The 20,361-nt window shown below is 48.8% G+C and carries 21 protein-coding genes; 9 read left to right on the top strand and 12 right to left on the bottom strand.

What is annotated here, in order from left to right:
• Positions 1-379: 379 nt before the first annotated feature.
• On the top strand, positions 380-748 hold the full coding sequence (locus AB1552_06585; GenBank protein ID MEW6053443.1) for a PilZ domain-containing protein: 369 nt from the start codon (positions 380-382) through the stop codon (positions 746-748).
• 90 nt (positions 749-838) lie between these two features.
• On the top strand, positions 839-2,716 hold the full coding sequence (locus tag AB1552_06580; protein MEW6053442.1) for an EAL domain-containing protein: 1,878 nt from the start codon (positions 839-841) through the stop codon (positions 2,714-2,716).
• Positions 2,717-2,811: 95 nt separating this feature from the next.
• On the opposite strand, the gene AB1552_06575 is transcribed toward AB1552_06580, so the two are convergent.
• A complete protein-coding gene (locus AB1552_06575; protein ID MEW6053441.1) occupies positions 2,812-3,381 on the bottom strand; it encodes a hypothetical protein in 570 nt (189 codons plus the stop codon).
• 269 nt (positions 3,382-3,650) lie between these two features.
• Between AB1552_06575 and AB1552_06570 the strand changes: the two genes are divergently transcribed.
• Positions 3,651-4,160, top strand: a complete 510-nt coding sequence (locus tag AB1552_06570; GenBank protein ID MEW6053440.1) for a prepilin-type N-terminal cleavage/methylation domain-containing protein — start codon at positions 3,651-3,653, stop codon at positions 4,158-4,160.
• A 28-nt stretch (positions 4,161-4,188) separates the two neighbouring features.
• On the opposite strand, the gene AB1552_06565 is transcribed toward AB1552_06570, so the two are convergent.
• From AB1552_06565 to galU, 5 genes are all read right to left on the bottom strand, one after another.
• Positions 4,189-5,094: an HD domain-containing phosphohydrolase gene (locus AB1552_06565; protein MEW6053439.1), complete on the bottom strand. Its 906-nt coding sequence runs from the start codon at positions 5,092-5,094 to the stop codon at positions 4,189-4,191.
• A gap of 95 nt (positions 5,095-5,189) precedes the next feature.
• Complete coding sequence (locus AB1552_06560) at positions 5,190-5,381, bottom strand: hypothetical protein (GenBank protein ID MEW6053438.1); 192 nt, start codon at positions 5,379-5,381, stop codon at positions 5,190-5,192.
• A complete protein-coding gene (locus AB1552_06555) occupies positions 5,378-6,475 on the bottom strand; it encodes a thiamine-phosphate kinase (GenBank protein ID MEW6053437.1) in 1,098 nt (365 codons plus the stop codon). Before AB1552_06555 ends, AB1552_06560 begins: the two co-directional genes overlap by 4 nt.
• 240 nt (positions 6,476-6,715) lie before the next feature.
• Positions 6,716-9,139 carry an endopeptidase La gene (gene lon, locus AB1552_06550; GenBank protein MEW6053436.1) on the bottom strand — a complete coding sequence of 808 codons (2,424 nt, stop codon included), beginning with the start codon at positions 9,137-9,139 and terminating at the stop codon, positions 6,716-6,718.
• Positions 9,140-9,154: 15 nt separating this feature from the next.
• Positions 9,155-10,033, bottom strand: coding sequence for a UTP--glucose-1-phosphate uridylyltransferase GalU (galU, locus tag AB1552_06545; protein ID MEW6053435.1), 879 nt, complete (start codon positions 10,031-10,033; stop codon positions 9,155-9,157).
• Between the two features lie 253 nt (positions 10,034-10,286).
• Here galU and AB1552_06540 point away from each other — a divergent pair, with 253 nt between their 5' ends.
• Positions 10,287-10,670, top strand: coding sequence for a c(7)-type cytochrome triheme domain-containing protein (locus AB1552_06540; protein ID MEW6053434.1), 384 nt, complete (start codon positions 10,287-10,289; stop codon positions 10,668-10,670).
• A 40-nt stretch (positions 10,671-10,710) separates the two neighbouring features.
• Here AB1552_06540 and AB1552_06535 read toward each other — a convergent pair whose 3' ends face one another.
• Complete coding sequence (locus AB1552_06535; GenBank protein MEW6053433.1) at positions 10,711-11,625, bottom strand: branched-chain amino acid transaminase; 915 nt, start codon at positions 11,623-11,625, stop codon at positions 10,711-10,713.
• Positions 11,626-11,664: 39 nt separating this feature from the next.
• Positions 11,665-13,308 carry an arginine--tRNA ligase gene (gene argS, locus AB1552_06530; GenBank protein MEW6053432.1) on the bottom strand — a complete coding sequence of 548 codons (1,644 nt, stop codon included), beginning with the start codon at positions 13,306-13,308 and terminating at the stop codon, positions 11,665-11,667.
• 311 nt (positions 13,309-13,619) lie between these two features.
• On the opposite strand from argS, the gene AB1552_06525 reads away from it, so the two are divergent.
• Positions 13,620-13,919, top strand: coding sequence for a PilZ domain-containing protein (locus tag AB1552_06525; protein MEW6053431.1), 300 nt, complete (start codon positions 13,620-13,622; stop codon positions 13,917-13,919).
• Between the two features lie 136 nt (positions 13,920-14,055).
• On the opposite strand, the gene AB1552_06520 is transcribed toward AB1552_06525, so the two are convergent.
• The 4 genes from AB1552_06520 to AB1552_06505 all read right to left on the bottom strand — a co-directional run bounded on the left by AB1552_06520 (position 14,056) and on the right by AB1552_06505 (position 17,140).
• A complete protein-coding gene (locus AB1552_06520) occupies positions 14,056-15,105 on the bottom strand; it encodes a radical SAM protein (GenBank protein MEW6053430.1) in 1,050 nt (349 codons plus the stop codon).
• 201 nt (positions 15,106-15,306) lie between these two features.
• Complete coding sequence (locus AB1552_06515) at positions 15,307-15,687, bottom strand: phage holin family protein (GenBank protein MEW6053429.1); 381 nt, start codon at positions 15,685-15,687, stop codon at positions 15,307-15,309.
• A gap of 109 nt (positions 15,688-15,796) precedes the next feature.
• Positions 15,797-16,099, bottom strand: coding sequence for a hypothetical protein (locus AB1552_06510; GenBank protein MEW6053428.1), 303 nt, complete (start codon positions 16,097-16,099; stop codon positions 15,797-15,799).
• 180 nt (positions 16,100-16,279) lie between these two features.
• Positions 16,280-17,140: a peptidase MA family metallohydrolase gene (locus AB1552_06505; GenBank protein MEW6053427.1), complete on the bottom strand. Its 861-nt coding sequence runs from the start codon at positions 17,138-17,140 to the stop codon at positions 16,280-16,282.
• Positions 17,141-17,360: 220 nt separating this feature from the next.
• On the opposite strand from AB1552_06505, the gene AB1552_06500 reads away from it, so the two are divergent.
• Genes AB1552_06500 through rsmI form a run of 4 tightly spaced genes read left to right on the top strand, consistent with a single transcriptional unit; the run spans position 17,361 to position 20,360 of the window.
• Positions 17,361-19,106 (top strand): NAD+ synthase, encoded by a 1,746-nt coding sequence (locus tag AB1552_06500; GenBank protein MEW6053426.1) that lies wholly within the window; start codon positions 17,361-17,363, stop codon positions 19,104-19,106.
• Complete coding sequence (locus AB1552_06495; protein ID MEW6053425.1) at positions 19,106-19,288, top strand: hypothetical protein; 183 nt, start codon at positions 19,106-19,108, stop codon at positions 19,286-19,288. Before AB1552_06500 ends, AB1552_06495 begins: the two co-directional genes overlap by 1 nt.
• A 14-nt stretch (positions 19,289-19,302) precedes the next feature.
• Positions 19,303-19,545 (top strand): hypothetical protein, encoded by a 243-nt coding sequence (locus tag AB1552_06490; GenBank protein MEW6053424.1) that lies wholly within the window; start codon positions 19,303-19,305, stop codon positions 19,543-19,545.
• Entirely contained in the window at positions 19,542-20,360 is an 819-nt protein-coding gene (gene rsmI, locus AB1552_06485) for a 16S rRNA (cytidine(1402)-2'-O)-methyltransferase (protein ID MEW6053423.1), read from the top strand. The genes AB1552_06490 and rsmI overlap by 4 nt, the downstream gene beginning before the upstream one ends.
• Position 20,361: the final 1 nt, after the last annotated feature.

The following is a 20,361-nucleotide window of genomic DNA, read 5'->3' as shown; positions in this document are numbered from 1 at the left end:
GATTTCTTGCCTCTGCACATGAAGAGGCTCTCAGGATTGCGTAATCCCTGGAAAGCGCATCGGTGATCATATTCATGATCATCTCGTCATCTTCTACAATGAGAACGAATTTCTGCTGCATCGCCTTTCCCTGAATGCCGTGCCTCATGTTACACTCACTTTCCGAGTCACGATAACAGTTTTAGCATCGACACTATCAAAAAACTTCCCTCTGTCAATGCATCGGTGCATCTCAATAAACATAATTCCGAGATTCTATCATGGCCCTGGTTATTCCTCACGAGTTCAGTAACAGCGACACCCTACACAGGTAGGATTGACTTGCGGTGCATAACCGATAAACTATGAGTATACTTTCCAGCAGACAAGGGGAGCTGTGATGGAAAAGAGAAGGGATATTCGGTTCCAGACAAAACTCTATGTCAGGCTCAAATCTGAGACACTGACCTCATGGGGTTTGCTGATTGACGTATCGGTAAATGGCGTTTTTTTGCAGTGCAACAGGGATTTCCCGGCAGGAACGCACATTGAGCTGGAAATATTCATGCCGGATAACTCTGTCTCTTTCTTGAAAGGTATCGTAAAAAGGAAAGTGCTCATGCCTGACACCTCACGGAAGTACGGCCTGGGAGTTGCACTTACCGAAAAGGGAACACTGTTCAGCCATTTTCTCAGGCTTCTGCAGGAACAGATTGCCTCACGTGCAAAAACCTCTTCAGCAGTACAGGAACACCATACCACAGTGTAGGTTATGCAGAGCTATTGCAGCCATTTATGCATACAAAGGTGCAGGCAGAACGCAACCCGGCATATGGTCAGGCACATGTTGCATAGTCTATTGGCAACCTTTTTTTTCCTGATACTTCAGGCAGACGCAATGGCTTCTCCTGATATCGCGGAGACGATGCTTGAGATCAGGGCAATCTCTTTTCCGCTGCTGCTCGTAAGTCTTGTCATTCTGCTCTATACCATCATGCGTTTGCTCGAATACCGGAGAGTGATTGAAAAGAGGACAAGGGAACTCAGGGAGAGTGAAGAACGATACGCATTGGCCGCGCAGGGTGCAAACGACGGGCTCTGGGACTGGGACCTCAAAACTGATCAGATATACTTCTCCCCCCGCTGGAAAACCATGATCGGGTATCAGGATGACGAACTCGGCAACAGCCCCGATGACTGGTTCAGGCATGTACACCCCGATGACATCGGGAATCTGCGGAATGAGTTTTCTTCACACCTGAAAGAACCCCGTGGCCACCTGGAAAAGGATTTCCGCATGAAGCACAAGGACGGTACTTACCGCTGGATGCTCTGCCGCGGCATCGCGGTGAGGGACGATGAGGGAACGCCTGTCCGGATGGCAGGTTCTCAGACCGATATTACTGACAGGAAAGACATGGAGGAGCAGCTGATTTTCGACGCGTTTCATGACAGGCTAACAGGACTGCCAAACCGCGCGTTGTTCATGGACCGCCTTACGGTCTCGTTTGCCCGCAAAAAGCGCCACAGGGATTACCGGTTCGCCGTGCTGTTTATGGACCTTGACAGGTTCAAGAACATCAACGACAGCTTCGGGCATCTGTTCGGCAATCAGCTGCTTGCAGAAGTGGCGGGGAGACTGAACACGAACCTCCGGGAAGGTGATACATTTGCCCGTTTCGGCGGTGACGAGTTTGCCATTCTGCTGGATGATATCGGCAACGCGGATTTTGCGCGACTTGTCGCCGAGAGGATTCACCAGGATATGTCCCTGCCATTTGATATCCATGACAGTCAGGTGTTTGTGACCGTAAGTATCGGCATTGCCGTCAGTGACCCTTACAACCGGGCGGAAGATATCGTGCGGGATTCGGATATCGCGATGTACAAAGCCAAGTTTCACGGTCGCGGATGCCACATGATATTTGATGAAGCCATGCGCAGGGATGTCCTGAGCAGCCTTCAGCTCGAAACCGACCTGCGTCACGCGATCAATAACAGGGATTTCCTCATTTACTATCAGCCCATTGTGTCCCTGGAAACCGGCAGGATATTCGGATTCGAGGCGCTTCTGCGCTGGTATCATGCAAAACACGGCTTCATCCCCTCGCCGGAATTCATCCCGCTGGCCGAAGAAACAGGGCTTATCATTCCCATCGGCAACTGGGTGCTTGAGGAATCCTGCCGGCAGATACGGAAATGGCAGGATCAGTTCCCCTCATCACCTCCGCTCACCATCAGCGTGAACGTGTCAAGCAAGCAGCTTTCGCATCCGGACTTTATCCCGCACATCAAATACGTGCTGGAAAGTTCCGGCCTGCAGCCGGGGTGCCTCAAGCTCGAGATCACGGAAAGCTTTCTCATGGAGGACCCGAAGATATCATCCGTGCTTTCGCTCCTGAAGTCAATGAATGTCAAGATTCATATCGACGATTTCGGAACCGGCTATTCGTCCCTGAGCTACATCCAGCAGTTTCCTGTGAGCGCTCTGAAGATTGACCGCTCCTTTATCCACAGGATAGGTGAACAGGGGCAGGATTCAGAGATTGTCAGCGCAATTGTGAATCTTGCGCATAACCTGAAAATGGAAATTATCGCGGAGGGAGTCGAAAAAGGGGAGCAACTTCCCCTCCTGAAGGCGCTGAAATGTCAGTATGTCCAGGGGTATTTCTTCTCGCATCCGCTCAACAGCACAGAGGCTGAAAAACTGTTGATGTCCAGCGGCATATCAGTGTAACGAAAGAGCGGCTCCCTTCCTTTCAGATTGTTCAATGATGTATTGCGCAGAAGCACAATCTATTTGCAGCATATTCGCGTGGGGTCCTGTGTCTGTTATCCGACAGCAGAAAATGAAAATTTTATCGATATCCAGATAAATATTGACCAGTAAAGAACGAAGAAGATGCTGGGAATCAGCCATGAAAAGAAGTTTGGCTTTGCGGCACCGATGAACCCGTCCATTCGTGTGAGACCTTCAGTTGGATATGTAACGTTTTCCTTCTTATCCGCGCTTTCAAGACTTCCCAGTGACGGGTTGAAAAAGATTGCTTCATCAGAGAATATGAACTCTCCGGCATCATCAAGCTGTCTCTCAAGGAATCTCAGATGAAAAAAGTGCAGCTTGAGTTTGAGATGCAGTCTGAGGGACGAGGATGCCCAATATGAGCAGATAAACATGCCGATCACGAGAATGACTAATATAAAAGACAGTTCAAGGGGCGTGATTAACAATCTTTTCGTCTGCATGAATGTTGAAATATAATGGAATGAAAACATAAAGATAAGCACGTTCAGGGTCAGAAGAACGAGTTCCGTCCACCGCAGGCGGTTTTCCATACTGTTGATTACAGATATGAGAGTGAGATATTTTTTCAGCGTATCCTGCCGACTATTTTCTTCCATCCCGTTCCTTTCCGTGCCATGCAATCGTATGGCACGCTTGTTTATCCCTATAAAATGTGAGACTTATACAGAAAATTGTATATAATTCCCGCCAAAAAAGCAAAATATATATGGATTCTTTCCGGAAAGATTCCGTTCCAAGCCCTACTTCAGTGTATCGATAAAAATGTCACTGAGCATCCCCCTTTTTCGTTTTTTTTTGGTATCATTCTATCATGCATTCTTTATTTGGTCTTCAGATGAGTACCGCGACAAAGAGATTTTCAGATATGAAAGGCTTTGCGCTTCTTGAACTCCTCATCGTATTTGCGGTTATCGGTATTATTGTCGCATTAGCCATGCCCGCATATCTCGGAATGCAGGATCGCCTGAAAAGAGGTGCTGTTCTCAGGGCATCGGCAGCAATCGAGCCGGAACTCCAGGCATGGCTTAATGGTGCTTTCAAGGGAAACACCGGGTTATCCGGTGCTTTCAGGGAAGTTGACTCAAACGGAGACGGATTAATCGACAATGCGGACATGAACAACAGTCAGCTTTTTTCCCTTTTTCTCGCCGGTACGCTCGACAACCAGTTTGTTCTCGCGAGACAGACTCTACATAAGGAGATGTCTCCGTGGGATCCGAATGTCAGCTTGTTTGCTGCGGGCGCTGCCAGCGTATCTCTGGTAAGCCAGATAAACGTTGCACAGAACGGGCCCGGCGAAGCTGCGTTCCTCAGGGTAATAGCAACAGATAAAGGCGGAGGCATTCTGCACAATAAGTCTGTCTACGCGGATTAATGCATATTTTGTGAATCAGGGGCAGGCTTCATGCATCCGAAGTGATACCATGAACATTATGGAGAGGCGGTGTTCCCCTTTTTTCGCCTGATATGGTAATTTTGGTGTGATTCGGCTTTGATTCCCGGTTAACCGAGATCAGGGCCTTCACGACATCCCATCGAAGTTTCTTTTCTTCCGCCATCCGGGTTATTTCCTCGAGCGCAGTCCGGTTGTCATACGCGGAAGAACGGTAAGGACGGGGTGCAATCAGGGCATCGTAGATGTCGCTGACAGTAATAATCTCCACTAAGATATCCTTCATCATAATTCCCCGGGGATATCCTGAACCGTCTTCCCTTTCATGATGCTCCAGCGCCACCTTGCAGACCAGACGCCTGCTGTTGTTGGAGTAATGGGAAAGCAGCACATACCCTGCAATGGTATGGTGCTCAAGGAGCGCCTTTTCCTTTTTCGTCAGCGGGGTGGTTTTTTGCAGCACAGACAGGGGCACGCAGATCTTGCCGATATCATGGGTGGGACCGGTTGCTGCCACCCTGATCCTTTTCTGGGTGTCTGACAGAAGAAGCTTCGTCAGCAGGGTAGACAGCGCAAATACTATGAGGATATGACAGTACGTCTGGAAGTCATTCTGCTTGACATACTCGATCGTTTCGAGAACAGGCACAGGGAGATTAATCGTGTCAAGCAGGTTCATCAGCTCATCAATCTGCCTCTGGTCAAAGAAGATGGTCACATACGGAGGGATGCTCAGAAAATTCAGGAGGTCTTCCTTTACCGTACTGAAGCCAAGAAGTGAACAGGTTTTATAGGGAATGCGCCTGAATGAGGAGAGTGCGTCATCAAGGGTGTTTCTTGTGAGAACGGTGCCTGGGGCAAACAATACCTGGTTATCAAGAGTGAATACCGGGTGGAGGAGTCTTAAATTCGGCATCTTTTTGTCCTCACGGACTACCTTATCACCGGAAATAAAGGGAAGTCAATACATTTTTGTCGTGTTTTCGGCTGAACCCTCAACCGCGCGCAGGGCTATTTCTTTTTTCCTGCCTTTTTCAGGAAAGAAACGATAAGCACTATCGCAATGATGAGAATAATGAATTTGCCCGCCATCGCACCAAGCGAACCGATGGTTCTCAACCCAACCTGGGTAATTGTTTTTCCGAAAAGCAATATGAGGATAATAGCCCCTATTAACAGGGCAATTTTCTGATATTTATTCATGCTCTTGTTTTCTTCTTCCTGAAATGCTGATAGCCTTCAGAAATAAACGGTTTTTCCCGCCCTTCTCTATCCACCATTACCATACCAGATTGTACAACATCTCCGATATAGTGTGCCTTTACCCTTGTTCCTTTCGGCACAGTGAAAAGGAGCTCATAATCCTCGCCGCCTGATAGCGCGAGTTTTTCCGGAGACATCCCGAGACGCGCCGAAACCGTTCTCAGTTCTTGTGACAGCGGAATCCTGTCACGATATATTCTGGCCCCGGTGCGGCTCTCATGGCAAATCCTCGTTAAATCGATCAGGAGCCCGTCGCTGACATCAATGAGCGCAGTTGCCTTTCCGGCAATGGGTTCCGGGGTCCTTGCCTCAGGCAGAAGATGCCGGGTAACGAGGGGCTGAACGTCTTTCCATGCGCACCCGAGACGGAGAAAGGCAGCCTTGGCGTCCTGAAGCGCTGCGCGCAGACCTCCGCCCTTCCCCTTACCACTTAATTTCATGGGTAAAACGCGATGATCTCTGACATTAACCCTTTTCAGAGACAGAGGCACGTGCGTATTTGCCCTTTTCAGCAGTTCCAGGCCGCAGGCGGAATCCCCGAGATCCCCGGTGACATAAATCCGGTCGCCTGCCCGTGCCCCTGAGCGCCGTATACACTTCTTCGCATGCCCCAAGACCGTAGCTGAAAGGCACATGTCCCTCACAGACGCCGAGAGATCGCCTCCGATGACCGTCACTCTGTACAAGGTGCAGGCATCTCTGATTCCTTCAAAAAACATATCAAGAAATTCCTGCGGGATATTTCTGTTTACCGCAAGATTGAGGAGACACGAAAAAGGTGTTCCTCCCATTGCATAAATATCACTGACATTCACGGACAGCAATTTAAACCCCAGCTGATAAGGTGTGATGAACCGGAGATCGAAATGCACCTTTTCGACCATCATGTCGGTAGTCGCGAGAAGCGTCTCACTGACCGGCCTGACTGCTGCGGCGTCATCTCCGATCCCGATTAGGACCCTGCCGGATTTTTCCGAAAACATCTTCCTGATCTGTTCCAAAAGGAGAATCTCGCCGATTTCCGAGATCTTCATATCACTCTTTGCTGCGGGTAAAGTGTGTCATATTTTGCTGCATACCCGGGGAATACCCCCTTCGCAGACATTGTTTTCCTCTGCCGTCATACCCCGGCAAGCCACCATTGCAGGATTCAGCCAGTAATTGGTGCCATGGGAACAGGTAGTGTTCGGGATAGAGCACGTTACCCCTCTCCGTCCCGTGAGAAACTGCCAGGAATCACGGTTGCAGGACTATTCGCATCTGTCCGGCAGCCATCATCGACGGCCTTTTTTAAGCTGACGGGCGTTATGTGCCGGAAGATTTTTTCGTGCTTTTTTGCCGCTATTCTTTAAGGCAGCCTTCAGCACTTCATCCATGGTCTCAACAAATATGAACTCCATGTCCTTCTTGATGTATTTGGGAATGTCTTCGAGATCCTTTTTGTTCCTCTTCGGGATGATGACTCTGTTGATTCCCATTCTCTTCGCAGCAAGCGCCTTCTCTTTCAATCCTCCTATGGGAAGAACCCTTCCGCGAAGCGTGACTTCTCCGGTCATTGCGATGTTCTTGCTCACCGCTCTTCCTGTAAGTGCTGATGCTATTGAAGTCCCCATGGTGATGCCTGCTGAAGGTCCGTCCTTCGGAATGGCACCGGCAGGAACATGGATATGAAGGTCAGTCCTCGAAAAGATATCCTCTTTGATTCCGAGTTTTCTTGCCCTCGATTTTACATAACTCAGGGCAGCCTGGGCAGATTCCTTCATGATGTCACCGAGCTGTCCTGTCAGAGTAAGCTGCCCTTTTCCCTTCATGGTTGTCGCCTCGACGTAAATAATGTCCCCGCCTGTCTCTGTCCATGCAAGCCCTGTAGCGACACCGACCTCGTCGTTTGCGATTTCCTCCTCGGGCAGGTACTTGGGTACCCCGAGGTACCGGTGAATGTTCTGTGCGCTTATCACAAAGATCTTGTCTTTTCCCTCAGCGATCTTCTTTGCCACTTTTCTGCAGAGGTTCGCAATTTGCCGCTCGAGATTTCTCACCCCCGCTTCCCTTGTATACTGGGAAATAAGGCCGAAAAGCCCGGGATCGGTTATTCTCAGGATCTTGTTGCTGATACCATGTTCTTCAAGCTGTTTCGGAATCAGATAGTTCTTTGCGATGCCAAGCTTTTCCTCCGTCGTATACCCGGACAGATAGATGATCTCCATCCTGTCACGGAGAGGGCCCGGTATGGTATCAACAAGATTGCCGGTTGTGATAAACATGACGTTGGACAGGTCAAACGGAACGGCGAGATAATGGTCAGCAAATGTATTGTTCTGCTCGGGGTCCAGCACTTCAAGAAGCGCTGATGAAGGGTCCCCCCTGAAGTCCATGCCTATCTTGTCAATCTCGTCAAGCATAAAAACAGGATTGTTTGTCCCTGCGGTCTTAATGCCCTGGATTATCCTTCCGGGAAGCGCACCGACGTAGGTTCTCCTGTGGCCTCTTATTTCTGCCTCGTCCCTTACTCCCCCGAGAGATATCCGTACAAATTCCCTTCCCAATGTCCTTGCGATGGATTTGCCCAGGGATGTCTTGCCGACACCGGGAGGGCCGATGAAGCTGAGGATCGGGCCCTTCATTTTCTCCTTTAGCTTTCTGACACTGAGGTATTCCAGAATACGCTCCTTCACCTTCTCAAGATCATAGTGGTCCTCATTCAGCACCTTCTCCGCGGCCTTGATATCAAGGTTATCCTTTGTTGATTTGGCCCATGGTATTTCTACCAGCCAGTCGAGGTATGTTCTGACCGTTGCAGCTTCGGCACTGTCCGGATGCATCTTCTCAAGCCGCTTTAACTGCTTTTCAGCTTCCTTCAGAACCTTTTCCGGCATTTTTGCTTCTTCGATCTTTTTTCTGAATTCCCTTATCTCTTCCGCCCTTTCATCGATGTCTCCGAGTTCTTTCTGTATTGCCTTAAGCTGCTCCCTCAGGAAATACTCGCGCTGGGTCTTGTCAATCTCTCCCCTTGCCTCGGACTGTATTTTCTGCTGGACCGTCAGGAGTTCGATCTCCCTTGACAGTATTTCACTCATTCTTTTCAGCCTGACCATCGGGTCTTTGATTTCCAGCATTTCCTGTGACTGCTCTGCCTTCAGACCGATATTCGACGCTATCAGGTCTGCAAGTCTTCCCGGCTCGTCGATATTTTCGACTACTCCCATGATATCAGGCAAAATGGATTTTCCCAGCGATACGACCTTCTCAAGCTGGCTTTTCACATTCCTGATCTGTGCTTCATCTTCAATGGTCAGCTTCTCCTGTTTGTCATCCTCAATCTTTTCCACAGTCGCGGTAAAAAAAGGATCAGTCTGGGAAAACTCCAGCGCCCTCGCCTTGGTCATGCCTTGCACAAGTATCTTCACCCTGCCGTCAGGGAGTTTCAGCATTCTCATGACAAGGGCGACCGTGCCGACAGTGAAAAGATCCTCCGGCGTGGGATTTTCTATGTTTAGATCCTTCTGTGTCAGGAGAAGTACCATCCTGTTTGAACTCAGTGAAGATTCAATAGCCTTTATCGAGATGTCTCTTCCCACAAACAGGGGAAGTATCATATAAGGAAACACCACAATATCCCGTACCGGAAGCACCGGCAAACTTTCCGGGATTTCTATCTCCTTATCGACCTTCTGTTCCGCATCCAGCACATCAACCATCGTAACCCCTCAATCTTATTTTTTTATTGCTGCAGCTACCTGGATAATATAGTCCCTGAACTGTTCGGAGACCGTATGGTTTCGCAACGCCAGATCAACTGTCGCTTTCAGATAGCCCAGTTTGTCACCCGCGTCGTATCTTTTTCCCGTAAAGAGATATCCGTATATCTGCCGCTTTTTCAGCAGCGCAAAAAGTGCGTCAGTCAGCTGAACTTCTCCTCCTTTTCCGGGACTCACACCCTCGAGTATATCGAAGATGTCAGGTGTCAGGATATATCTCCCGATTATTGCCATATCAGAAGGAGCATCGTTCAATGCCGGTTTTTCCACAAGGCTGTCGATTCTGAACACATTATCTCTTTCCTTTTTTCCGTCCACTATACCGTATTTGTTCACCTCTGATGCCGGAACCTTCTGCAGTGCCAGGATGGGCGAGTCGAACTCCCTGTAGAGGTGTATCATGTCCCTGAGCAGGCAATCCTCCGGATCGATAATGTCATCACTTAATATGACCGCAAACGGTTCATCCTTCACAAAAGGTTTGGCACAGGAGATGGCATGTCCCAGTCCGAGGGCTGCTTTCTGCCGTATGTATGCAAAATTGAGCTTGTTCAGCCTGTTGATCTCCTCAAGCTGCCTTTTTTTCCCGGTCTTTTTCAGGCTTTCCTCGAGCTCATATGCGGAATCGAAATGGTCTTCGATTGCCCTTTTATATTTGCCGGTGATAATAATGAACTCTTCTATTCCACAGGCACTAGCCTCTTCGATTGCATACTGTATCATAGGTTTGTCAACGATCGGCAGCATCTCTTTCGGTGAGGCCTTCGTTGCGGGAAGAAATCGTGTCCCAAGCCCGCCTGCGGGCAGTATTACCTTCCGGATTATTTTTTTCATATTACACATTAATATTACATCAATGAAAGTGATAATTCAAGAAACCGCAATGCCTGATCAGCGCAGTTGAAATTCCTTGACAACATTCAAAAAAGACTTCTAAAGTATATTTATATAGTTTTTTCTAAAAAAAGGGAATAATCATTTTTCGGACAGGAAAAACTGTCAGGCATTGCGGGAAACACATGCGCGCAGCACAGGACTCAGTGCATGACAGACCGGATTGACATATCGACGAAAGGAGGTGATGGGAATGAAATTCGCGAAGATAATCCTCAGTGTGCTGGTAGCAGTCGCTTTCGTCGGGAGCGCCATTGCTGTCGGACCAGGCAAGTCGGTCGAATATGCCGGAGGAGATGCCGGAAAGGTGCTATTCAATGGCGATACGCATGGTCCCAAGCAGGGGATGAAATGCGCTGACTGCCATCCAAAGCCATTCGGCATGAAAAAAGGCGCCTTCAAGATGACCAGGGAAGATCATGAGAAGCCAGATTACTGCGGCAAATGCCATGACGGCCAGAAGGCTTTTTCACAGACTGCAGAGGCTGACTGCGGCAAATGCCATATGAAGCAAACCGAAGAAGCACCGAAAACAGAAGAAGTCACGGCAGAAACACCTGCAGAGGAAAAGAAGTAATGACAGAGGAGGGCGGACGAGTGTCCTGCCCTCCTTCAGTTCAGACTTTTGTCAGCCACGATGCGAACGTGCCGTTCTTTCCCTTGACTATATCAAAAAAGATAGACTGAAGTTTTTTCGTTATTTTCCCCGGCCTTCCCTCGCCGATCACCCGTCCGTCTGCCTCCCGTATGGGCGTAACCTCTGCTGCGGTGCCGGTGAAAAACGCCTCGTCCGCGATATACAGCTCATCCCGCGTGAACCTTTCCTCCACAACCTTTATCTTCTGCTCCCGTGCGATCTGCAGGATGCTGTTTCTTGTAATGCCCTCCAGGATCGAAGTCAGCGGGGTAGTCTTCAACACACCATTCCTCACGATAAAGATATTTTCGCCGCTGCCTTCGGAGACATACCCTTCGGTGTCAAGCAGCAGCGCTTCATCATATCCGCAAGATATCGCTTCCTTTTTGGCAAGCTGGGAATTTACGTAGTAGCCGCATACCTTGCCTCTCGTCATGTTCGCATTCACATGATTCCTGATGAATGACGATGTCTTGATCCTTATTCCCTCTTTAAGCCCCTTGTCTCCCAGATACGCTCCCCACGACCAGACCGCGATTGATACGTGGACAGGGTTCCCCCTGGGATACAACCCCATTGCGCCATACCCGATGTATGCGAGCGGCCTGATATAGCATTCCCTGATCTTATTGACCTGTATCGTTTCGATAACTGCATCCCGTATCTGTTTCGGCGTATACGGAATTTCCATGAGAAAGATATGTGCGGAACTGAAAAGCCGGTCCACATGCTCGTTCAGCCTGAAAACGGCAGGGCCTTTTTTCGTCTCATAACACCGTATCCCTTCAAATACCCCGAGACCGTAATGCAGGGTATGGGTCAGGACATGCACGTGGGCCTTATCCCAGTCCACAAACTTCCCGTCCATCCATATCTTATCAGTCTTTGGAATCATACGTGTTAATTTATACCAGTATCCATATTATAAAGTCAATCACATCTTGTGGGGCGCGCTTATGCCGAGTATGCCAAGGCCCTCCATGAGGACGATCCGAACAGCCTCGCACAGGGCAAGCCGTGCCCTGGTCAGTTCTGGTTCGTCACCCACGATCCTGTATTTGTTGTAAAAGGGGTGGAACATGCCGGACAGTTCCTGGAGATAATAGGTGATTCTGTGCGGTTCATGCGAGAGCACAGCACCCTCAAAGACAATCGGATACATCAGGATTTTCTTGACAATCCTGCTCTCTTCCTGAGCGGTCAGGAGGGACAGATCAGCGTTATGGAGGGAATCCGTATCCGCTCCCGTCTCATTGGCATGGGCAAATATGCTGTTGATCCGGGCATTCGCATACTGGACATAAAATACGGGATTCTCGGATGACTGCACCTTTGCGACTTCCAGATCAAAGTCCAGATGGCTGTCGGGTCTCCTGGTAAGGAAGATGAATTTCGTGGTATCAGCGCCGACCTCCTCAATAACCTCACTGAGCGTCACGAATTCTCCTGCCCGCTTTGACATCTGCACGGGCTTTCCCCCCCTCAGCAATGATACCATCTGCACGAACAGAACCCTCAGTTTTTCCTTCGGATATCCCAGCGCTTCGATTACCGCGTGTACCCTGGGAATGTATCCGTGGTGGTCGGCACCCCAAATATTGATCAATTCATCGAATCTCTTTTCTATCTTTTTTCTGTGGTATGCGATATCAGACGTAAAATAGGTATATTCCCCGTCCTGTTTGATGATAACCCTGTCCTTTTCATCACCGAAATCGGCTGCCCTGAACCAGGTCGCCCCATCCTTTTCATAGACCAACCCCCGTAATCTCAGGTCTTCAATCGACTTTTCCACTTCACCGCTGGCAAAAAGCTCTCTCTCACTTTGCCAGACATCAAAGGTGATGCCAAACGACCGAAGATCATTCTCTATCGAGGAAAGTATTTTCTTGTACGAAAAATCTATGAAGATCTCCGCTGCCTCTTCAAAACTGGCCTGAAGGAACCTGTTGCCGTAATCATTGATAAGCTCTTTTGCAATATCTTCGACATATTCGCCTTTATATCCTTCCTCCGGGAAGGCATACTCGATGCCGAGAACCTGCTGATACCGGGCAAAGACAGAAAGTCCGAGCAGTCTCACCTGCTTGCCGGCATCATTGACGTAGTATTCGCGTTCAACCCTGAACCCTGCGGCGCCCAAAAGGTTTGCAAGCGCCTCCCCTGTTGCCCCGCCTCTTCCATGGCCGAGATGCAGGGGACCTGTCGGGTTCGCACTGACAAATTCAATCTGGACCTTCTTCCCTTTGCCGATGTCACTCCGGAGAAACCTGCCCTGCAATTCGAGCAGCTTTTTCACCTCACCGGAGAGATACTGTTTCGAGAACGTGAAGTTCAGAAATCCCGGCCCTGCAATATCGATCTTTTCGAAGACTCCACCGGTTTCCATAGCGTTGACCATGTCTTCCGCGATTTTTCTCGGTGGCTTTTTCAGTACCTTTGAAAGAGTCATTGCCACCGGAGTCGCAAGGTCTCCCATCGTTTCCTGCGGGGGAACCTCTACTTCCACAGGCGGAATTATTCCTACACCAAGTGCCTCAAGAGCTTTTTCAACAATTCCTGTGATGTCTTTTTTCATGAATAACTACTATACAATAAACAATCATGCAGAATGCAAACTATCTTTTTGCCTGTCCGGCTGTCAGGGGAGAAGAAATGCAGGCGAGTGAAATTACAACTAAAGTTGCAATTTCAGGGAAACCTTTTTCCTGATTCTCTCAAACCAACAGGTGATTGACAGGAGGAGGGTTTTCTATTATTAATGAATACCAGCATCTTGAAATATATGGAAGGGGGCCTGAAAAACTTCATTATGTCTGGCAACGCATGCTCGGCCTGTTCATGGACATCACCTTTTCCAGCGAAGAGTCTTCCGGTATTTGACGAACGATGATCAGGGAAAAGAGAACACACTACAGACTGCGGATAGTGCTGCCGCTTTTATACCGCAATTCCCGTCATGACGGAACTGTAAAAAAGGCTCTTACCTGCGACATCAGCGACTCAGGGCTTTCGTTTTACTCGAGTTCTCCCCAAAAAAAGGGAACAAAACTGCAAATAACGCTTATGAATATCTTTGCTGCTCCCAAAGACTGCACGGTCATCTGGCAGGAAAAAAAAGACAGCAGGACATACAGAGTTGGCGTGCATTTTCAGAAAAACAAAGTGCAATCTTACCTCCAGCGATAACGATTGTCATTTCGAGGAGCGAAGCGACGAGGCACTCCCCTTCATGAAGGCAACAAAACACTATTGTCACGCGCCTTCCAGGTGCCTGCGATGACCTTGTGATCACCCGTGTGAGATACGTATCGCTGGATTTGAATCAATGCTGTGTGATAAAGCACTGGGGATCATCGGCAAGGAAATCATTTTCATCCCGTGCCCTTGAAAAGGCATAGGCAATTGCCCTGCATCCCCTGCAATGTGCCCAGTTCTTGCAGTTGCCACATTTCCCCTTATATCTGCTCCTGTCCCGCAGAGCTTCCAGAACACCTGATTCCGCCCATACCGTTCTGAAGGAATCCGTGCGTATGTTTCCGACCGGGATATACATTCGTCTGCAGGGCACAAGTGTACCGTCAGGCAGAATAGTTATCCCTGATACCCCGGCGGCACATCCCCCGAGAGGAAGGTCCCCTCTGTCTTTATTGCTGTGTGCCGGAAATACCTGCGCAGCGAGAGGGTCTCCTGTCACAATCTCAAGTGAACCGGTATCACGAGTGAAGATCTCTCCATAAAGTTCCTTCACCCTCTCACGTTCCAGGGTATTGTGCACCATCGCGGCTCCCCTGCCATACGGAACGAGCCTTGAAAAACCGATTCTGTGTACACCGATTCCTGTCGCAAGCTCGATCATATCCACGAAATACTCCGCATTCAGGGATGAAAGTGTAACATTCAGTGTAACATTCAGCCCTGCATCAAGAAGACATCTCACCCCATTGAGAGAACGCGAAAACGCCCGCTTGCCCCGTATTGTGTCATGTATTTTTTCAGGACCTTCAATGCTTACCTGTACCCCCTTCACACCCAGATAAAACAGGGCTCCGGCCTTTTTTCTGTTGACAAGTATTCCATTTGTCAGCAGGTACATGTCGAACCCGCTGAAATCTATTTCGGACAGGATATCGAGGAGATCATTCCTGAGAAAGGGTTCGCCCCCTGTCACATTGAAGCTCGGGGTAAACTCTACGCCATACAGTTCCTTCCAGGTATGAAGCGTAGCTGAAACTTCACGGATCAGCCCCCGGATCTCTTCAACGGACATTTCATCCACGTGCATGCCGGTCTGATAGCAGTGACTGCAGTGAAGATTACACCTCTCGGTCAGATGCAGCTGGACAAAAAAGTCAAACAGATGACTGTTTGCCATTTACAGCTCCTTGTCACTCAATATACTATTAGGCTGGTAATAATGATACCTTTTTGATGAAACTTGTCAAGTACGTCCTGCCGGAGAGTGAAAAAACAGGGGCTGCATGAAGGACTTCGGGTTGTTCATCGCCGACACGCAGGACACCCGGCAGTCACCACATCATATCAAATATCATTGCATTGCATGAGAACCGCAGGTCTACTGCCGGTAATACCTTACTTTCTTGATGCCTGTTACCCAGGAGAGCAGCATACTGACAATGCTGATAATCAGGGCTCCCCAGAAGGCAGGCCAGAATCCGTATATCTGAAGTCCGAGGTTCAGGGGACCGGACAATTTTGCAGTGATCATCAGCATGAGGGTATTGACAACGAGCGTAAACAACCCGAGCGTCAGGATGATCAGGGGAAATGCAAAGATAGTAACAATCGGCTTTATAAAAGAATTTACTATCCCGAAGACTGCACCGATGACAATCATCTTCCACCATTCTCCTGAAAAGGCAATGCCGTCCAGAACTTTCACCGCAACCGCTATCGACAGGGCATTGATCATTATCCTCAGAAACAGATACATCATAGAAAATACTCCTGTTCCCCTTTTTTAAGTTCCTTTATTGTGGGTAACACGAAGTTTAAAGTCCTCTCAGCTTCTCCTTCCGTGGTCATGGAGGAGGCGTATTTTCCCGTTACCTGCGCCACCATCCCCTGTACCGGTGTCTGTCATATGGCGACCACCGGGGATAGCGACCGTGAAAGGGACGATCATAGTAGGATTTGTGGTAGGAATAGTAGAGCGAGAGTGAAAACGGGATATAGGCATACGGATAACCATCATAATAGGGATTATAGTAGTAGGTGTCCGGATAGTAGGAATCGTGCCAGTCAAGATAACGCTCAACAGAGCGGGCATTCCATGTGTCATAGTATGCGGGCGGGTAGCACCCGGCGAAAACCGCTATCAATAATGCAAAAACAGCTATTCTGAGCATTGCACACCCTCTCCTTCTGTTGAATGCTCACCCAAAACCTGCTCAGGACATTCACTGCTGCATACCATGAGTATAATGCAAACCTCACAGGGTCGTCCAGTCCTGCACTTCAGGGCAAAGGTTTTTGGCAGTAATCGTCAGCGTCCGGGCAGTATGCAGCGGAAGAAAACCGCAGAACACTCATTGCGCTTCGGTTTTTTCTCTGTGCTTTTTGGCATTTGTCGTTGGCTGTACATCCTCTTCTTCGTCCTTATAGTCCCTTTTCTTTTTCATGAGCCGGAAAAACCCGTATACAGTCACCAGAGCTGCAAGGAAGAATAGTATCGCATAGAGGTTGTTGCTGACATACAAAAACCAGGTATGCTTTCTTTTCAGATGTGCCTTCCAGTGGTTTTCGACTTCGAACAGACTGTGTGAAAGGTTTTTCTGCACTGCCTCATCCACCGGATGTCCTTCTTTCATATCTGCGAGAACCATTAATAACCGTGATGATCCGTATTCACCGACGATATATTCCATAAAACTCCTGCTTTCCTCATATGCAAGGATGAGCGAATGTTCATCCATGGGAAACCTCTCCAGTGCCCTCATCTCTATCAGCCTGTCAGATATCGTTGCCTTAGTGAGATATCTGTCTCCGTCTTCCATCATAATCTCTGCAATCCCGCCGGTCGACCACTGGCAGACTCCTTCATCCAGCCACCGCGGCAACCGCACTTTTTCGATATGGCGGTGCAAAATCAGGTGGCAGAGTTCGTGTTTGAGGGTCGTTTCCAGAGTAAACGGCCTGGTAAGAATTCGTGAGGTGTCAAACGCGATAAGGTTCCTGTCAGCTACCGCAAAGGCAAGAATAAGATCGCTGCCGGTTATTTTCCTGAAGGTCTCCCTGTCCTTCACCAGAAATATCTTCGGCCGGAAATCCACTTTCCAGTGAAAGGTCTCTTCAAGATCTTTTCTGACAGAAGGGTAAACCCTGAGAACCTCCCGGGCAAGGTTTGCTAATGACTCTTCGGCAAAGACCTCTGCTTCGTCCGACCGCACTGCACTGTCTGCAGCATGTAGAATCTGCAGGAAAATTCCGCAGACAAACAGCAGAGAGAAAACGCAGTGTCGCAGGAAAAACATAGTTCCCTATTGTTGCTTTTTTCACCGCAATATGGCAACAATCCTTTTTGTTGATTTTTTTATCTAGTGCTATAATATGCACAAGTTTTCCGGAAATTTCCCGTGTCATTCTACAAGACTGGATGGTAAAACGCACATGAAATCACTCAGGATCGCGCTTGCACAGATTAACCCTACTGTCGGAGATCTTGGAGGGAATGTTGCGAAGATTCTTGCATATATAAAACTCGCACAGAAATCCGGCGCTGAAATAGTCGCATTCCCCGAACTGGCGGTAACAGGCTACCCTCCTGAAGACCTCCTTTTGAAAACACAGTTTATTGATGACAATCTTGATGCTCTGAAACTGATACAGAAAAATGTCGGCGAAATAACCGCGATTGTTGGGTTTGTCGACAGGAAAGACGACATCTATAACGCTGCAGCCGTCATCAGCAATAAAAAACTCATCGACGTGTACCACAAGATGTACCTGCCGAATTACGGGGTTTTTGATGAATACCGCTATTTTCAGGCCGGCACAAGAATTCCTGTCTACCAGATCGGGGATACATGTATTGGTATCAATATCTGCGAGGATATCTGGTACCCTGAAGGTCCTGCCCGGGTTCAGGCACTTGCCGGTGCCGAAGTAATCATCAACATCAATGCATCACCGTACCATATCGGCAAGGGGAAATTCAGGGAAGATATGCTGTCTACCAGGGCTTCCGACAATATCGTCATACTTGCCTATCTGAATACCGTGGGAGGTCAGGATGAGCTTGTCTTTGACGGACAGAGCATGATCCTGGACCAGAGCGGTGCAGTAATCGCGAGAGGAAAGCAATATGAAGAAGACCTTATCATTATGGACCTTGACCTCGAGGGGATCATGATGAGCAGGCTTCATAATCCCCGGAGAAGGCAGGAAGTCATCAAACTGGATACGCACGCATACGAAAAAATTGCCCTCTTGCCAAAAAAGCGACCGGGCGGCAGAAGGGCAAAGATTCGTCCCCGTCTGCCCGCCCCTTACCGCCCTGCCATGGAACCATCCGAAGAAATCTACCGGGCCCTTATCCTCGGCACATCTGATTATGTCAATAAAAACGGTTTTACAGGAGTCGTCATCGGCCTGAGCGGCGGGATCGATTCCGCGCTTGTTGCCTCTGTTGCAACAGATGCTCTCGGCAGGGAAAACGTGATGGGTCTTTTCATGCCCTCTCCGTATACTTCGCAGGAGAGCAGGGAAGATGTCTATGCGCTCTGCTCAAATCTGGGCATAAAGGTCATGGAAATGCCGATAGATACGATATTGCAGGACTACCTCACCTCCCTCCACACGCATTTCAGCGAAAATCCGGGAGATGTGACAGAGGAAAACCTCCAGGCAAGGATACGGGGGAACATCCTTATGGCCTTTTCAAACAGATTCGGATGGCTTGTCCTGACAACCGGCAATAAGTCAGAGATGAGCGTCGGGTATGCAACCCTTTATGGTGATATGGCGGGCGGTTTCGCAGTTATAAAAGACGTACCGAAAACCATGGTCTACGAACTGTGCAGATGGAAAAATTCCCATGCAGGCGAAACGGTGATTCCCGAAAGGATTTTTTCGAAGGAACCGTCTGCCGAGCTCAGGCCCGGACAGAAAGATACTGATACCCTTCCGCCCTATGCTGTGCTCGATCCTGTTCTGAAGGCATATATTGAAGATGACAAAAACTTTACGGAGATATCTTCACTCGGCTGCGACCCCGAATGCGCAAAAACCATTATCAGGATGATCGACCGGAGTGAGTACAAGAGAAGACAGTCCCCGCCGGGCATAAAAATAACCCAGCGGGCATTCGGAAGGGACAGAAGATTCCCGATAACAAACAAATACAGGGGGTATTAATGGAAGAGTTCAGAGTATGTCCTGAATGTGATTACCAGAGAGGGTTTCACGTCTTTTTCAAAAAACTCCGGGCAAAGATAAGGATTTGCCTTATATGCCCCCAGTGCGGGCAATCCTATGCAATAGGATGGGCAACCGCAACGATTAAAAGATTTAAACCCGAGAAAGGACTGAAATACTGATGAGAAACCGCATATTGAGCTGTACGATACTGTTGCTTGCGCTGCTCTGTCTGTCCATTCCCGCTCTTTCTGCCGATACCAGAGTTACCACGGTCAGGAAACAGCCCGAGATACAGCAGATCAAGCCGAAAAAGCCGGTAAAGATCAAACTGAAAAGGACTTCAGACGGGAAATATACCTGGGACCTCACCGGCGACGATGTGGATGAAATTGTCAGGGCTGACAGGCGCCTGAAGAAACAGCTGAATATCGAGTGAAAGGCACCCTCTACATCGTCTCTACGCCGATAGGGAATCTTGAAGACATTACCCTGAGGGCGCTGCGGATTCTGAAGGAAGCTGATCTGATAGCTGCTGAAGACACACGGCATTCCCTCAAACTCCTCAGGCATTATGGCATAGCAAAGCAGTTGACAAGTTACTGGGGCGAAAGGGAAAAGACAAAATCAGAAGAGATCATAAGGATTCTTCTCGCCGGAAAATCTGTTGCCCTCATCTCAGATTCCGGAACACCGGGAATATCAGACCCCGGGACTGTCCTGATCGCGAAAGCTATTGGCGAAGGCATACCCGTTGTCGCAATACCCGGTCCCTCAGCGTTCCTTGCAGCATTATCATTATCCGGTCTGCCTGCTGACGAGTTCACATTCGTCGGGTTCCTTCCGTCAAAAAAGACGGAACGCCTTAAGGCTCTGGAAGATCTGAAACTTGAGAAAAGAACACTTATTTTCTATGAGGCGCCGCACAGGATAACTGATACTCTTGCGGACATGACCGGGTTTTTTGCCGGAAGAAAAGCGGTGCTGGTGAAAGAAATCACCAAATTCCACGAACACGTGTTCAGGGGTTTGCTGACTGACATAAGCGCAGAACTGCACGAAGCCACAATAGCGGGGGAATTTGTGATCATTCTTGAAGGAAACACAGAAAAATATCCCTTGTCTTCAGACGATGCGCTCGCTGAAATCCGCGCACTTATGAAGAAAGGTATGGGGAGAAAGGAAGCCGTCAAAAAGGTCGCGGAGGCTTACGGAATGCGCAGGAAGGAGCTTTATGACAGGAGCCTGCTATGAA

Source organism: Nitrospirota bacterium, from assembly GCA_040754395.1.
Lineage (GTDB): Bacteria > Nitrospirota > Thermodesulfovibrionia > Thermodesulfovibrionales > SM23-35 > JBFMCL01.
This window is presented reverse-complemented; position numbering and strand designations above follow the sequence as displayed.